The sequence below is a fragment of the Proteus sp. CD3 genome (assembly GCF_008808075.1).
In the GTDB taxonomy this organism is placed as follows: Bacteria; Pseudomonadota; Gammaproteobacteria; order Enterobacterales; family Enterobacteriaceae; genus Proteus; species Proteus appendicitidis.
This window is the reverse complement of record NZ_CP019686.1, coordinates 2,039,928-2,054,507: the sequence shown is the minus strand read 5'-3', so window position 1 is coordinate 2,054,507 and position 14,580 is coordinate 2,039,928. Positions and strand designations below refer to the sequence as shown.

At 37.2% G+C, this 14,580-nt stretch carries 15 protein-coding genes; 8 read left to right on the top strand and 7 right to left on the bottom strand.

Going from position 1 to position 14,580, the window contains the following annotated elements; all coding sequences use genetic code 11:
- Positions 1-216: 216 nt before the first annotated feature.
- Together BTA34_RS09380 and purC are read left to right on the top strand one after the other, a co-directional pair.
- The gene (locus tag BTA34_RS09380) at positions 217-807 is read left to right on the top strand and encodes a phosphatase PAP2 family protein (RefSeq protein ID WP_151435410.1); all 591 of its coding nucleotides are present in this window, start codon (positions 217-219) and stop codon (positions 805-807) included.
- A gap of 446 nt (positions 808-1,253) precedes the next feature.
- Positions 1,254-1,967, top strand: coding sequence for a phosphoribosylaminoimidazolesuccinocarboxamide synthase (gene purC, locus BTA34_RS09375; protein ID WP_088495303.1), 714 nt, complete (start codon positions 1,254-1,256; stop codon positions 1,965-1,967).
- Positions 1,968-2,143: 176 nt separating this feature from the next.
- On the opposite strand, the gene BTA34_RS09370 is transcribed toward purC, so the two are convergent.
- Positions 2,144-2,755: a glutathione S-transferase family protein gene (locus BTA34_RS09370; RefSeq protein ID WP_151435409.1), complete on the bottom strand. Its 612-nt coding sequence runs from the start codon at positions 2,753-2,755 to the stop codon at positions 2,144-2,146.
- 77 nt (positions 2,756-2,832) lie between these two features.
- A complete protein-coding gene (locus BTA34_RS09365) occupies positions 2,833-3,531 on the bottom strand; it encodes a helix-turn-helix transcriptional regulator (protein ID WP_151435408.1) in 699 nt (232 codons plus the stop codon).
- Between the two features lie 266 nt (positions 3,532-3,797).
- Here BTA34_RS09365 and BTA34_RS09360 point away from each other — a divergent pair, with 266 nt between their 5' ends.
- The 3 genes from BTA34_RS09360 (at position 3,798) to BTA34_RS09350 (ending at position 7,247) form a co-directional block, all read left to right on the top strand.
- Entirely contained in the window at positions 3,798-4,682 is an 885-nt protein-coding gene (locus tag BTA34_RS09360; RefSeq protein WP_151435407.1) for a neutral zinc metallopeptidase, read from the top strand.
- Between the two features lie 61 nt (positions 4,683-4,743).
- Positions 4,744-5,196, top strand: a complete 453-nt coding sequence (locus BTA34_RS09355) for a DUF441 domain-containing protein (RefSeq protein WP_006533030.1) — start codon at positions 4,744-4,746, stop codon at positions 5,194-5,196.
- 2 nt (positions 5,197-5,198) lie between these two features.
- On the top strand, positions 5,199-7,247 hold the full coding sequence (locus BTA34_RS09350) for a tRNA(Met) cytidine acetyltransferase TmcA (RefSeq protein ID WP_151435406.1): 2,049 nt from the start codon (positions 5,199-5,201) through the stop codon (positions 7,245-7,247).
- Here the strand turns inward: BTA34_RS09350 and BTA34_RS09345 are convergent.
- Positions 7,210-7,419 carry a YpfN family protein gene (locus tag BTA34_RS09345; protein ID WP_036936107.1) on the bottom strand — a complete coding sequence of 70 codons (210 nt, stop codon included), beginning with the start codon at positions 7,417-7,419 and terminating at the stop codon, positions 7,210-7,212. The genes BTA34_RS09350 and BTA34_RS09345 overlap by 38 nt on opposite strands.
- Before the next feature lie 97 nt (positions 7,420-7,516).
- Between BTA34_RS09345 and BTA34_RS09340 the strand changes: the two genes are divergently transcribed.
- A complete protein-coding gene (locus tag BTA34_RS09340; protein WP_151435405.1) occupies positions 7,517-7,900 on the top strand; it encodes a DUF454 family protein in 384 nt (127 codons plus the stop codon).
- Between the two features lie 17 nt (positions 7,901-7,917).
- On the opposite strand, the gene BTA34_RS09335 is transcribed toward BTA34_RS09340, so the two are convergent.
- The 3 genes from BTA34_RS09335 to BTA34_RS09325 are packed head-to-tail and all read right to left on the bottom strand — an operon-like array spanning position 7,918 to position 10,090.
- Entirely contained in the window at positions 7,918-8,586 is a 669-nt protein-coding gene (locus BTA34_RS09335; RefSeq protein WP_151435404.1) for a M15 family metallopeptidase, read from the bottom strand.
- On the bottom strand, positions 8,583-9,713 hold the full coding sequence (gene dapE / locus BTA34_RS09330) for a succinyl-diaminopimelate desuccinylase (RefSeq protein WP_151435403.1): 1,131 nt from the start codon (positions 9,711-9,713) through the stop codon (positions 8,583-8,585). Before dapE ends, BTA34_RS09335 begins: the two co-directional genes overlap by 4 nt.
- A 5-nt stretch (positions 9,714-9,718) precedes the next feature.
- Positions 9,719-10,090 carry an ArsC family reductase gene (locus tag BTA34_RS09325; protein WP_151435402.1) on the bottom strand — a complete coding sequence of 124 codons (372 nt, stop codon included), beginning with the start codon at positions 10,088-10,090 and terminating at the stop codon, positions 9,719-9,721.
- Positions 10,091-10,296: 206 nt separating this feature from the next.
- Between BTA34_RS09325 and BTA34_RS09320 the strand changes: the two genes are divergently transcribed.
- Positions 10,297-10,857, top strand: a complete 561-nt coding sequence (locus tag BTA34_RS09320) for a hypothetical protein (protein ID WP_100160343.1) — start codon at positions 10,297-10,299, stop codon at positions 10,855-10,857.
- A gap of 79 nt (positions 10,858-10,936) precedes the next feature.
- Here the strand turns inward: BTA34_RS09320 and BTA34_RS09315 are convergent, their stop codons facing one another.
- A complete protein-coding gene (locus BTA34_RS09315) occupies positions 10,937-11,560 on the bottom strand; it encodes a response regulator (protein ID WP_069368881.1) in 624 nt (207 codons plus the stop codon).
- Between the two features lie 556 nt (positions 11,561-12,116).
- Between BTA34_RS09315 and maeB the strand changes: the two genes are divergently transcribed.
- Positions 12,117-14,399, top strand: coding sequence for an NADP-dependent oxaloacetate-decarboxylating malate dehydrogenase (gene maeB, locus BTA34_RS09310; protein WP_151435401.1), 2,283 nt, complete (start codon positions 12,117-12,119; stop codon positions 14,397-14,399).
- The last annotated feature ends 181 nt before the right edge of the window (positions 14,400-14,580 follow it).

Below are 14,580 nucleotides of genomic sequence, written 5' to 3'. Positions count from 1 at the left end.
ATAAATGTTGTGCGGCTTTTTTATGATCTAAACATAATGGTATTAATCTAAATTAAACGTCATTAATTGAATGCTCTTTTAATGATAGGGTTTAATTTAATTATTATTAATAATATTAATCTTAATGCAATACGCTTAAATTTATGCAATATTGCGTCAATTCTTATTCTTAAATAAAAATAACAAAGCATTTGCTGACTATATAAAGAGGTATTTATGAGTGCAGGTGATATGATTATTCACTTGATATTAAGTGGGATACTTATCGTAGGTGTTTATCAATTTTATTTTTTTACTCAACGATATACATTGAGAGAAGTGAAAGTTATTAATTCACCAATTGATGAGAAAATTCCTTTCTGGCCATGGTGGTCATGGATCTATAGCTTCTTATATTATCCTGCAATTTTATATCTCAATTGGATCATTCAAGACTCAAGACAATTTATTATGATTGTTTTTAGTTATATTGTTTTGCTCGTCATGCAAATGTTTTTCTTTGTTGTGTTCCCTGTTGCAACCCCAGCACATTGGCGCACCTTAAACCCAGGAAAAACAGCGTCAGAGAAATTTCTTAAATTTGTTCAGTATTTTGATGACTCTTCAAACTGCTTCCCAAGTATGCATGTTTCCGTTGCAACACTCACAGCATGCCTTGCTTATGCAACTTTAGGTCCATGGGTTTTCTTATTCCCATTATTTATTGCATTATCTTGCATGTTTACGAAACAACATTACTTAATTGATTTACCTGCTGGCGCTTTATTAGGTTGGTTTGCTTATGAGATCTATTGTTTTATTATTTAATTAAGCATGATGTTATTAAGAGATAACATGCATTTTTTAAATATAAAAATAGATAAGAAATAAGTTATTAAAATTTATTGATGCTAACATTGATAACCAGATTAACTTTCAATAAAAAGAAATTAATCTGGTTTTTTATTATTAATTACTCAAAATAGATGTAATCTGAAACAGATCTAATGCTTACTAATAATATCATCTAAAAATAGAAATAATGCGGTGATATAATCTATTCTTATTCTGACTTTTTCTATTTTATATATCCTGATTTTATCAAACGACTCTTTTATTGGTAGTTTTCAACAACAAAACGTTGTGAGCCGTGCGTTGCCTCTAAGATTTTTTAGTGATAGTACTCACGTTTTAAAAGCTTTTTTATCTGATCTAGAGTAGAGTATGGGAAGCAAATTTCTTGTTAAACCTATCACATCTTTGGAGTGTGTCAGATGCAGAAAAAAGCTGAGTTGTATCGTGGAAAAGCCAAAACGGTCTATGCCACTGAATCTTCTGATTTTCTTATCCTTGAATTCAGAAATGATACATCAGCGTTAGATGGCCAACGTATTGAACAGTTTGATCGTAAAGGAATGGTAAATAACAAATTTAACCATTTCATTATGAATAAACTGGAAGAAGCGGGTATCCCAACGCAGATGGAACGTTTGCTTTCTGATAATGAAGTGCTAGTAAAAAAACTCGATATGGTACCTGTTGAATGCGTTATCCGTAATCGTGCAGCGGGATCATTAGTCAAACGTTTAGGTATTGAAGAAGGTACACTTTTAAATCCACCAATCTTTGATTTATTCTTAAAAGATGATGCGCGTCATGATCCTATGGTCAATGAATCTTACTGTGAAACCTTTGGTTGGGTGTCTAAAGAAAACCTCGCAGAAATGAAACGTTTGAGCTATAAAGCAAACGATGTCCTTAGCGAACTCTTTGATAAAGCAGGGCTTATTTTAGTCGATTTTAAACTTGAGTTTGGTCTATTTCATGGCAAAGTTGTATTAGGTGATGAATTCTCTCCTGATGGAAGCCGTCTATGGGATAAAAATACCTTAGATAAAATGGACAAAGACCGTTTCCGTCAAAGCTTAGGCGGATTAATTGAAGCATACGAAGAAGTTGCACGTCGAATCGGTGTTTCTTTAGACTAAATACGCAAACGATTACGTCAAGCCAAACTTGATGTAATTAGAAAAGGTCAGCTTAAAAACTGACCTTTTTTTTAATATCGCGTTTTAAATATCACGTTTTAAATGGAATGTATTAAAGAACATAATTAAGCAGCTATGCAGTTAGCTTGATTGAATGATTTTTAATCATAAAAAATTTATCGTAATCCTAAACTTTTTAATAACTGTTTTATTTCATTATTAAGTGCAAGGTTATCAAGATACTGATTAATTAATGGTGTCGGCTCAATAAGTGCGTATTTGCATAAAAATATAAGGAAGTAACCGACATAAACATCAACCGCCGTTAGATTTTTGCCACAAAGATAAGGTTTTGCGCTGTCTAAGCCGGTTTCTAAGCAATGAAAAGCACGTTCAAAAGAACCAAAACCAGATGATTTTTGCTGTTCTTCATTAAGCTCCATACCAAGCTCTTTTACCGTAAATGCGGATTCAATAGGACCTGCTGTAAAAAAGAACCAACGATAATAAGCCGCACGCTCTGGCGAATTTAAAGCAGGCGCAAATCCTTTTTCAATAAACTTATCGGCTAAATAAGCACAAATTGCTGCTGTTTCAGTGACTATATTGTCACCATCAACGAGAGCAGGCACTTTTGCCATTGGATTAATCGCAAGATATTCAGGGGTACGCATTGGTTCGCCATATTCTAATTCAACACGCTGATAAGGCACATCTAGCATTTTTAAGAAAAGCTCCACTGTGTTACCGCGAGACATTGTATTAGTATAAAAAATAAGTTCACTCATGATGTTTCCTTACTGTGTTGATTAATATGATGTTGTTTAAACTGAGACAGCAAGGAAGATATTACGCAAACGGTGCGTCAGTTTTTGTCAGGAGCCTCTTTGAGGATCTCTTTTTTCCATCGAGAGAGTAAATAGTTTTTAGGGTAAGGCAAATTCTCACTTAATACTTCATAAGAGATAATTCTATCGAGCCTAAAATGGCGATAGCTTTGGCGTAATTCACACCATGCAGCAATCACTTGCGAATCTTGAAAATAACCCACAGCAATTGGCCAAATAATTCGAGTGCTTAATTGTTTTTGAGCATCTTGATAATCTATTTTGGCTTTTTTTTCTTCGCGTAAACTAAAACGCATATCTTTAGCAATGGTATGATCAACTTCAATAATTCGGTTTGTGGGAACAAATAATGTATTTTGTTCAAGTAAAGTTTGATGCTGTGTTGTTACCACGGCATTGATTTTATTAATTGCTCGTAATGCAGAGTGACTTAATTCTTTATCTGTATTACTTTCCACCCAACGTAATCCTAAAATAAGCGCTTCGAGTTCATTAATATCAAAGGTTAATGGTGGTAGGAGTAAGCCTGATTTTAGCTGATAACCTATACCTGCTTCACCTGTGATTTCAGCACCTTGATTACGTAAAGATTCAATATCACGATAAATAGATCTGACACTAATTTGTAATTTATCAGCTAATACTTCTGCCGTGATCGGATAGCGATTTTCTTTTAAAATCTGCAATAAAGTGAGTAAACGTTGGGTTCGAGTCATTAAATTATCTATTTATTAGTGAAGGAAAATACACAGGCAAGAAATAAGAATTCTATTATGAAATCGTTAAAAAAGCAGATTTAATTCCTTACGATGCTTATTTTTTCGTTGTGACAACGGGTGTCATCTTACTCTGATAGTCTCTATTATCTTGCTCTTAAAAAATAGGGAATAGAGATTGCAATTATTTGTTATTATCTCAAATCAAGTGATAAATTTGTTCATAATAAAGCTAAAGTCGTCTATTTAAACTATGGGGATAAGTTATGCGTTGGAATGATCGCCGAAGAAGTGACAATGTTGAAGATAGAAGAGGGCAATCTTCTCCCGCATCAGGCGGTGGTAATCTCCCATTAGGATTAATTGCACTTTTGCTACGCACTAAATATGGGTTTGTGATTATTATTGTTTTAGTGATAGCCAGTTTTATGGGATTTGACTTTAACTCATTAACGGGTGAAACCGGACAATCGCCACAACGTAACGAACAACAAAGCGCCCTTTATAATGAAGCTGCAGATTTTAGTAGTGTCGTTTTAGCCAGCACAGAAGATTTTTGGCAAACTATTTTTGCACAAGCAGGCAAACAATACAGCTATCCTAAACTCGTTTTATATACCAACAGCACCACAACGCAATGTGGTACAGGTACGAAAATAATGGGACCTTTTTATTGCCCCGCGGATAGAAAAATTTATCTCGATCTCTCTTTTTATAATGAAATGAAACATAGCCTAGGTGGTGGTGGTGAATTTGCTCAAGGTTATGTGATTTCACATGAAGTAGGGCACCATGTTCAGCATTTATTAGGTATCACTGATCAAATGCGTGAAAAACAACAAATGGCGCGATCAAAAGCAGAAGCAAATCGTTTATCTGTAAAATTAGAGCTACAAGCAGACTGTTTTGCTGGAATGTGGGGACATTTTATTGCAGGTGAAGGTCGTATTGATGAAAGCGATTTATTAACAGCGATCAAAACGGCACAAGCGATAGGTGATGATAAATTACAAAAGCAACAGCAGGGTTATGTCGTGCCTGATAGTTTTACACACGGCACTGCAGAACAGCGCAAGACTTGGTTTATGAGAGGCTATAACAGTGGCAGCATTAAATCTTGCGATACATTTGCTTCTTCGTCTTTGAACTAATACCATTCGACGGTAAATAAAAGATAATTAACGCTATAAAGAGAAAGGCTTAGGAACAAACATGAGTAACGTTGATCCCTCACTATTAATTTTGCTGGTTCTCGCGGGGCTTGGTATTATTAGTCATAATATGACTGTAACGTTGGCAATGCTTGCTTTGTTAGTGATTAAAATCACGCCTCTAAATCAATATTTTCCTGTTGTTGAAAAATATGGCATGACCATCGGGATCTTAATTTTGACTATTGGGGTAATGACCCCCATAGCAACTGGGCGTATTTCAGGGCAAGAAGTTCTTAACTCATTTTTAAACTGGAAATCACTGCTGGCAATTGCAATAGGTATCGCGGTTTCTTGGTTAGGTGCACGGGGCGTTTCTTTAATGAATAACCAGCCTTCAACGGTTGCTGGTTTATTAGTGGGAACCGTCATTGGTGTTGCACTTTTCCGTGGTGTACCTGTTGGGCCATTAATTGCAGCGGGTATTCTTTCATTGTTAATCGGTAAATCCTAGCTGTGCCATTTTCCCATTTACATCAATATCAGCAAAAATTAGCTCAATTAGGGCAACGCCAATTACTGCTATTAGCGGGTGAATCTGCATGGCAAACGGCACAGATCCAGCAAATGACTCAATTATGCCAAGGTGATTGGGTCACTATTTCGTCCAATCAACCTGATGCTATTTTGCCTGAACATGCTATTCGCCTATTAGGGCGTGAGTTTCTACATGCGGTTTTTGATGCTAATGAGGGATTTAATACTGATGCGTTAGCCATGTTAGCGGGCACATTAAAAGCAGGCAGTGTATTGATTTTGTGCTTGCCGGAGATTGAATGTTGGGACAGTTATATCGATAACGATAGTCAGCGCTGGAATGATGCTCAAGGCGTGCTTTCAACACCAAATTTTATGGCATGGCTAAAAAACATCACTTTAAATGATGATCACGCCATTGTCTGGCAACAATCAACGCCATTTCATTTTCCCCCATTGATTGAAAAAGCTAAATCTTGGACGCTTCCACAAGGTAAACCAACCGCAGAGCAGCAAGCTATTTTAGATAATTTGCTATTATCAACATCAGGTATTTGGAGTGTTATTGCACCAAGAGGCAGAGGAAAGTCAGCGTTAGCAGGAATGTTTATCGAGCAATATCAAGGAAATGTACTGGTATGCGCGCCGGCTAAAAATATTACAGATGTTTTATCTTCACACACCAGTAAAGCTATTTCATTTTGCTCTCCTGATAATTTATTAGCGCTGTGTATAAATAACGAAATTCACAGTGATTGGCTGATTATTGATGAGGCAGCTTCTCTGCCTATTGCACAGCTAGAAGCGCTATGTGGCTATTTTCCTAATGTATTAATGACAACCACGGTACAAGGCTATGAAGGAACAGGCCGAGGTTTTATGCTGAAGTTAGGAGACAATATTCCTAATTTGCGTACCTATCAATTAAAAACCCCCATTCGTTGGGCTAAAAATTGCCCATTAGAAAATTGGTTAAATCAGTTGTTATTGCTTGATGAACCTGAGTACGATTTTGATTGTCAGCAACAAGGTGAAATCGATATCCACCAGCTTCAAGGAAATTGGCATAATAACATTTCACAACTACATGATTTTTATCAGCTACTTACTAGTGCGCATTATCGAACAACCCCACTTGATCTACGACGTTTACTTGATGGTCAAAAACAGCGTTATTGGTCTGCATCAATTAATAAAAAAATCGTGGGTGCGGTGTGGTGTATCGAAGAAGGGGGATTACCTTTCGAACTTGCTCATGATGTCTGGTTAGGTACTCGTAGACCTAGAGGCAATCTGGTTGCTCAATCATTGGTCACTTATGGTTTAACGCCCGATGCAATGTGTTTAAACTCATTGCGTATTAGCCGTATTGCGGTTTTACCGCAATATCGACGCCAAAAAATTGCTGCAAATTTAATTGCTGATATTGTCAAAGTGAGCCAAAAACAGGCTATTGATTATCTTTCGGTGAGCTTTGGTTATACCGAAGTGTTAGCACAGTTTTGGATGCAATGTGGCTTTCAAATAGTACGGCTTGGGGTTCATAAAGAGGCAAGCAGTGGATGTTACGCGGCAATGGCAATTTATCCACTAACAGAAAAAGGCGAACAGTTATTGCGCTCGTCTTTACGTGCTTTTGCTTTGCAATATCCGCAAATAAAACAGCAAACTAAGCTCTGCTTGGCGGATAATTTAATACCAAATCATATTGATAGACCACAAGACAGTTGGTTAATGATGGCGGGTTTTGCATTTGCTCATCGTCCAGCGCTTACTGTTTATAAGAGTGTTGCTCACTTTTTGGTGGGTTATGAACAACACTATCTGTTATTAGTGGCTTTTTTTGTAGACAATAAGGCAGTTGAGCAGTGTGTGACTGAGTTTTCTTTATCAGGAAAAAAAGCCTTAACTAAGCAATTAAGAGAACAATGCGCACAATTAATGGCTGAAAAAGATCCTCAATTAACATCGCGTTATCAACAGTGGTTAGCTACTTATTCTCATCCTTCTTGTTTTGATTTTGTTTAGGCCAATCATCTTCATCATCCCATTTATCATTAAAATCACGATGTGGAGGCAGCTTTCGCTTATTTTTAAGAAATTGCTTGGGATCGATTTTGTTCATATCTTTAATAGCGTTAATAATAATTCCTACTAAAAGAATTAAAATTACCCACCAATAGTCAGCAAACCAGTGCATAAATAAGCCTTATATTTTAAAATTGTTGTTGAGAATGAGGATCTTTTTTATTTACTCTATAAAATAACGCAATAAAGCATAGATTGGAAAGCACAGCATGAAACGGATATTATTGATTATAGCAGGTTGGTTATGTGTTGGATTAGCCACTTTAGGTGTTATTTTGCCTGTGTTACCCACGACACCTTTCTTATTACTTGCTGCATGGTGTTTTTCTCGTTCGTCAAAGCGCTTCCATTATTGGTTACTTTATCGTTCTTGGTTCGGCCCTTATTTACGATATTGGCAAACTTATCACGCTATGCCCAAAGGGGCGAAACCTAAAGCTATCTTAATTATCTTAATTACGTTTGCGATTTCACTGTGGCTAGTGTCTATGCTTTGGGTCAGAATATTATTGCTGATAATCTTAGCGTGTTTGTTGATATTTATGTGGCGACTTCCTGTTAACGATCAACAAGAAGCCCCATATGAAAAATAACGTTACTCAAGCAAAATTTACTCGGGCAAAACAATGAAACGTGCAAATATTTCGTCAAGATTAGCTAATAGCCACTGCTTACCATAAATATTCTCTTCTTCTAACACAGATTTTAGAATATCAGGTGTGTAAGCAAGAGAAGCTTCATGAGAAAGAGGCCAATAACTGATATGCCATGGCTCGTAAGCAATATCGCTCTCTTTATGAGTAAAAGGACGATAAAAATCATACGCTGACATATTTTCCGTTAACCATTCATTCAGCTCTGCAAAATAGCCACCATTCTCGTATTCCCAAGGTTCTAATTGTAATGATTGACCTTCAGGTAAACGGAAAGGATCGTAAATATCAATCTCCGTGCCCCAATGATGGCGACTTGCACCGGGCAATGCTGACCATTTTAAAATAGCGATACAGCGCTCACCGTCTGATAATGCATGAATATCTATTGGCTGACTTTGTGCATCTAAAACGGGGCGAGTACCTTCAAACTTTCCATTCCATATCGCCAATTGGCGATTAAAATCACGAAAAGAGCTGGCTGGCATTAATTTAAAGCCTGCTTTTGCGGCTTGTTGTTGTAATGCTAAAAAAGCCTTAGTGGCATTAAATTGTAAGCGATGCTGGCCGGATAAAGTGACTAAATGATCAGTAGAACGTCCAGTTAGCATTAAAGGCGTTATCATAAAATAAGTTGCTCCATAACCCGCTGATAAATTCGGCTAAGCTGTTGTAAATCTGCCGCATTAACACACTCATTAACTTTATGAATTGTTGCATTAACAGGGCCTAATTCGACAACTTGCGCTCCCATTTGGGCAATAAACCGACCATCAGAAGTGCCTCCGCTGGTGGAAAGTTCTGGCTCTAAATTGGTGTAATGCTTAACGGAGTAACGGATAGCTTCAAGCAATTTGCCTTGACCAGTAATAAAAGGCTGACCAGATAAAGACCATTCCAACTGATAGCGAAGTTGGTGCTTTTGTAATAATGCTTCTGTACGTTGGCGAATTTCTGCATCTGTAATGGCAGTACTAAAGCGGAAATTAAATTGAATAAACAATTCACCGGGAATGACATTATTGCTGCCTGTACCTGCATGGATATTGGCAATTTGCATTGTGGTTGCTGGGAAAAATTCGTTACCTTCATCCCAAACCGTATTCACTAGCTCTTGGATAAAAGGGGAGGCAAGATGAATGGGATTTTCTGCAAGGTGAGGATAAGCGACATGACCTTGCACACCTTGAATAATTAAATTTGCTGTTATTGAGCCTCGACGACCATTTTTTACCATATCACCTAAATGATGTTGGCTTGAAGGTTCACCCACAAGGCAATAGTCGAGACGTTCGCCACGCGACATTAAAGATTGTACGACTTTAACTGTACCGTCTGCAGCTTTGGCTTCTTCATCTGATGTAATTAAAAAAGCGAGTCGTCCACGATGATCGGGATAGGCGCGAACAAAGCGTTCAGCCGCTACAATCATGGCGGCAAGCGAGCCTTTCATATCTGCCGCACCGCGCCCATATAACAGACCATCACGAATAGATGGTTCAAAAGGCGGGTTATCCCATAAAGTAGGATCACCTGTTGGTACAACATCAGTATGACCAGCAAAAGCCAGTGTTTCACCTTCACCACCACGGCAAGCCCAAAGATTTTCAGTTTCGCCAAAAGGCATTCTTTCAATCGTAAAACCAAGAGGGGCAAGCCTATCGATAATCAGTTGCTGACAACCTTGATCATCAGGGCTGATTGAGGGACGCGAAATCAGTTGTTGTGCAAGCTCAATAACAGGGCAGGACATAAAAATTAGGCTCCTGTAAAGGTCGAATAATCATTGACATCAAAACCAACAATAAAGCGGTTATCTGATGACACAAGAATAGGGCGTTTAATGATGGCGGGTTTATCTAACATAAGTGAGATTGCAGAGGTAACATCTGTGATTGCGTTTTTTTCTTCATCAGATAATTGACGCCAAGTTGTTCCTCTTTTATTCACAAGTGTCTGCCAATCTAAATTTTCTGTAAAGGTGCGTAATAATGCTTCCGTCAAACCCTCTTTGCGGTAATCATGAAATGTGTAGGAAACATGATTATCATCTAGCCATTTACGTGCTTTTTTGATTGTATCGCAATTTTTTATGCCGTACATGGTATATGTCAGGTTCGTCGTGGACATGATATTTTCCTTATATGACAATACGTAATATTAGTATTGATGAGAGTGAGTGTTATACAATTCCAAAATAACAGCTTTTGTTGTAGTGAAAAATCCTATTTACATTATAAAATATATCGGATATTAAACTGTCACGTTAGTGTAACGAATTGTGTAGCGTAGAGTAATACAAATACGAATAAAGATTTCCGTTGGTAAAAGAAAATATGAAAAGTATTTCACTGAGTCTTATATTGCTTTTACTCTCTTCTTTTAGCTGGGCAGATGAAGAAAATGACAGCCAAAAAGTTGATGAGTATAAAATAGCCTTAGAGGCCTTTTTTAACAGTGATTATTTATTGTGTTTGGGCGAAGGGAAATGGCCTGTGTACAGCAATGAAGATGATGCACCATGGGTATTAGAAAGAATGCATGCATTAGTTGAGGCAGGATTGATTGAACAAACCGCAAATGGAGAAGAATGGGTGTTCAATCTCAGTGAAAAGGGGCGCAGAGCGTGGCAACCTTATCAAGATTTCTGTTATGGTCACCTGTTTATTAGTCAGATAAAAGAAATTCAGCCAATAGGCTCAGGTAAAAGTAAAATTTATTTTTATTATGGTGTGAAAGGCATTCCTTCATGGGCAACCAATGAAGAAATACAATCCGCCTTTAGTGAACTTGATATTGTAATTAATGGAATAAACCGAGAGCTGTATCAGTTAAATATCGAAAAATTACCGGATAATCATTTCAAAGTATTGAGTTATCCAGTACCTATTGAGTAATAGATGACGTGATATAGACTTAAATGGAATATTAAATCGATATATCTTATTACCCCGACCCTGTGTCGGGGTAATACGTTTAGTACTGATGCTTAATAAGAATAAGACTGGCAGCTAAACGAGAAGTAACCTGCAATTTCTTTAAAATATTACGAATGTGAACTTTCACTGTTTCTTCAGAAATAAATAAATTCTCAGCAATTTGCTTATTTTTCATTCCTGCGGACACTTCATGAAGAACATCCAACTCTCTTTTAGTCAACGCTGAAAGTGGATCAGAATAGTTTTGCCTAAGCTGAATATATTGCCACACTCGCTCACTATAAACTGGATGCCCAACAGCCGCTTTACGTAGGCTAAGTAATAGCATGTCTAACTCACACTCTTTTAAAAGATAACCGTTTGCGCCTGCATCCAACGCAGCGTAAACATCATTACGTGAATCAGAAACGGATAAAACAAGAACATAAGATGTTAAACCAGAGCGACGAAGTGTCCGAATAATATCAATACCTGAACGCCCTTGTAGATTTAAATCCATCATAATTAAGTCTGGATTTAACTGTTTTGCAGCGGTTACAGCCTCTTGAGCATTGCCACTTTCGCTTACTACGACAAAATCCTTGTCTTTTTCTAACAATAGCCGTAATCCATATCTCATGATAGGGTGATCATCCACTATCATAATTGAGTAGCTAGGCATAACCCCTCTCCCTAAAAAAAAATAATAATGTGCGTAATCTTTCCAATAGCAGAAAATAAAAAAGTAAATTCCAAATGAGGAATAAAAATTAGAATCAGACATCTTATTAAAACAATAAGAAAATAAAATTGACGGTTGGCAATATTACACCAATTATTGTTACGGGTAAAAAAGAAAATAACCAAAACGACTAACAAAAAATCTAATTCTATAAAATCTTTATAATTACAATGAGTTGACCGTAAACTGGGCTATATTAAAAATAATCAACAAGTGAAAATAGTTATTGTTTTTTTAAGCTATATAAAAATTTTAATTATTTTAAATGTTAATTTAATATCTGGTAAATAATAAACAGATATTGTCTTTTTTCTGTTCGAGTTTATTACACTGATGAAATTAAATAGCGTTAATAATATACCTATAACTAGGTATTAGTTGTTTCTAATAAATCGAGTTTACTAATTTGAAAAAAGTGTCGGAGCCGTCATGATTTAACGCGTCATTACCATTATACTAACGAAGCCCTTACCCTATTGATACAAAGGATATGAAGATGGAAGACAAATTAAAACAAAGCGCTCTAGATTTTCATGAATTTCCCGTACCTGGCAAAATCACAGTAACACCGACAAAACCACTCACAACCCAACGTGATTTAGCATTAGCTTATTCACCGGGCGTTGCTGTTCCTTGTTTAGAAATTGCAGCAAACCCTCTTGCCGCTTATCGCTACACAGCCAAAGGTAACCTTGTCGCGGTGATTTCAAATGGTACTGCGGTACTAGGGCTTGGAAATATTGGTGCCTTAGCAGGTAAACCTGTGATGGAAGGTAAAGGCGTTTTGTTTAAGAAGTTTTCTGGCATTGATGTTTTTGACATTGAAGTTAATGAGACAGATCCTGACAAACTCGTTGATATTATCGCATCATTAGAGCCAACGTTTGGTGGTGTTAACCTCGAAGATATTAAAGCACCAGAGTGTTTCTATATTGAGAAAAAACTGCGTGAGAAAATGAATATTCCTGTATTCCATGATGATCAGCATGGTACAGCGATTATCTCTACAGCCGCTATTCTTAATGGCTTACGTATTATTAAAAAAGAAATTAGTAAAGTAAAATTGGTGGTATCTGGAGCAGGTGCCGCGTCTATTGCTTGTATGAACTTATTAGTTGCTTTAGGGCTAACACGCGAAAACATTACTGTATGTGACTCTAAAGGGGTTATCTACCGTGGACGTGAAGCTAATATGGCAGAAACCAAAGCGGCTTATGCAATCGAAGATAACGGTACTCGTACATTAGATGATGTTATTAATAATGCTGATATTTTCTTAGGTTGTTCAGGGCCTGGCGTATTAACGCAAGAAATGGTCAAAAAAATGGCACGCGATCCGCTTATTCTTGCGCTTGCAAACCCAGAGCCTGAAATTTTACCCCCATTAGCAAAAGCGGTACGTTCTGATGCGATTATCTGTACAGGGCGTTCTGACTACCCAAATCAGGTTAATAACGTATTGTGTTTCCCATTCATCTTCCGTGGCGCATTAGACGTTGGTGCGACAACAATTAATGAAGAGATGAAACTCGCTTGTGTTCATGCTATTGCAGAATTAGCACTTGCTGAACAAAACGAAGAAGTTGCTTCGGCCTATGGTGATCAGGAGCTTTCTTTTGGCCCTGAATACATTATTCCGAAACCGTTTGATCCACGTTTGATTGTGAAAATTGCGCCAGCGGTTGCCAAAGCGGCGATGGATTCTGGTGTTGCAACTCGCCCAATTGAAGATTTCTCTGTTTATATCGAACACCTTAATGAGTTTGTTTATAAAACGAACTTATTTATGAAACCTATTTTCTCTCAAGCGAAAAAAGAGAAAAAACGCATTGTGTTAGCAGAAGGGGAAGAAAACCGCGTACTGCATGCAACACAAGAATTAGTAACATTAGGATTAGCTACACCAATCTTAATTGGTCGTCCTAGTGTGATTGAAATGCGTATTCAGAAATTGGGTTTACATATTAAAGCCGGTAAAGACTTTGAAGTGGTGAATAATGAAAACGATCCACGTTTCAAAGAATATTGGCAAGAATATCACCAAATCATGAAACGTCGCGGTGTATCACAAGAGCAAGCTCGCCGAGCAATGATTGGCAATCCAACACTTATTGGTGCCATTATGGTTCGCCGAGGTGAAGCAGATGGTCTGATTTGCGGTACTGTGGGTAGCTATTCTGAACATTTTGAAATCTACAAAAATGTGTTTGGCTTACGTGAAGGAATGGAAACCGCAGGGGCAATGAATGCACTGCTATTGCCAAGTGGTAACACTTTTATTACAGACACTTACGTCAATGAAGATCCAACCGCAGAACAACTAGCAGATATTACAATTATGGCTGCTGATACTATTCGTCGCTTTGGTATTGAGCCAAAAGCAGCGCTGGTTTCTCGCTCAAGTTTCGGCTCTTTTGATAGCCCATCTTCAATTAAACTCAGACAAGCATTAGAGATAATCAAACAGCGTGCGCCTGAATTAGAAATTGATGGTGAAATGCATGCAGATGCAGCGTTAGTGGAATCTATTCGCCGAGATATAATGCCAGATAGCCCATTAAAAGGCTCTGCAAACCTGTTAGTTATGCCAACAATGGAAGCCGCACGTATTAGCTATAATTTACTACGTGTAACTAGCTCTGATGGTGTGACAGTAGGACCAGTATTAATGGGTGTTGCTAAACCAGCTCATATTTTGACGCCAATTGCGTCAGTACGTCGTATCGTAAATATGGTGGCATTAGCTGTTGTTGAAGCTCAGACACAATCTCAAAATTAATAATTACTAATTAAATTATTCCATCTATAAAGCGCCTTTTATCAGGCGCTTTTTTTATGCTTTTCAACTTTTATACTCTTTGAATAGATACAAAAAACATTAAATGCAAATTAATATCAGAATGATATTGATAACTGTTAACATTAATATTAATCTATGACTCCGACTAAAGTAGGTATAT

Excerpts from the sequence above, each read along its gene's own strand:
- BTA34_RS09380 (WP_151435410.1), top strand. The coding sequence starts at position 217 with ATGAGTGCAGGTGATATGATTATTCACTTGATATTAAGTGGGATACTT.
- purC (WP_088495303.1), top strand. The coding sequence starts at position 1,254 with ATGCAGAAAAAAGCTGAGTTGTATCGTGGAAAAGCCAAAACGGTCTAT.
- BTA34_RS09370 (WP_151435409.1), bottom strand. The coding sequence starts at position 2,755 with ATGAGTGAACTTATTTTTTATACTAATACAATGTCTCGCGGTAACACA.
- BTA34_RS09365 (WP_151435408.1), bottom strand. The coding sequence starts at position 3,531 with ATGACTCGAACCCAACGTTTACTCACTTTATTGCAGATTTTAAAAGAA.
- BTA34_RS09360 (WP_151435407.1), top strand. The coding sequence starts at position 3,798 with ATGCGTTGGAATGATCGCCGAAGAAGTGACAATGTTGAAGATAGAAGA.
- BTA34_RS09355 (WP_006533030.1), top strand. The coding sequence starts at position 4,744 with ATGAGTAACGTTGATCCCTCACTATTAATTTTGCTGGTTCTCGCGGGG.
- BTA34_RS09345 (WP_036936107.1), bottom strand. The coding sequence starts at position 7,419 with ATGCACTGGTTTGCTGACTATTGGTGGGTAATTTTAATTCTTTTAGTA.
- BTA34_RS09340 (WP_151435405.1), top strand. The coding sequence starts at position 7,517 with ATGAAACGGATATTATTGATTATAGCAGGTTGGTTATGTGTTGGATTA.
- BTA34_RS09335 (WP_151435404.1), bottom strand. The coding sequence starts at position 8,586 with ATGATAACGCCTTTAATGCTAACTGGACGTTCTACTGATCATTTAGTC.
- dapE (WP_151435403.1), bottom strand. The coding sequence starts at position 9,713 with ATGTCCTGCCCTGTTATTGAGCTTGCACAACAACTGATTTCGCGTCCC.
- BTA34_RS09325 (WP_151435402.1), bottom strand. The coding sequence starts at position 10,090 with ATGTCCACGACGAACCTGACATATACCATGTACGGCATAAAAAATTGC.
- BTA34_RS09320 (WP_100160343.1), top strand. The coding sequence starts at position 10,297 with ATGAAAAGTATTTCACTGAGTCTTATATTGCTTTTACTCTCTTCTTTT.
- BTA34_RS09315 (WP_069368881.1), bottom strand. The coding sequence starts at position 11,560 with ATGCCTAGCTACTCAATTATGATAGTGGATGATCACCCTATCATGAGA.
- maeB (WP_151435401.1), top strand. The coding sequence starts at position 12,117 with ATGGAAGACAAATTAAAACAAAGCGCTCTAGATTTTCATGAATTTCCC.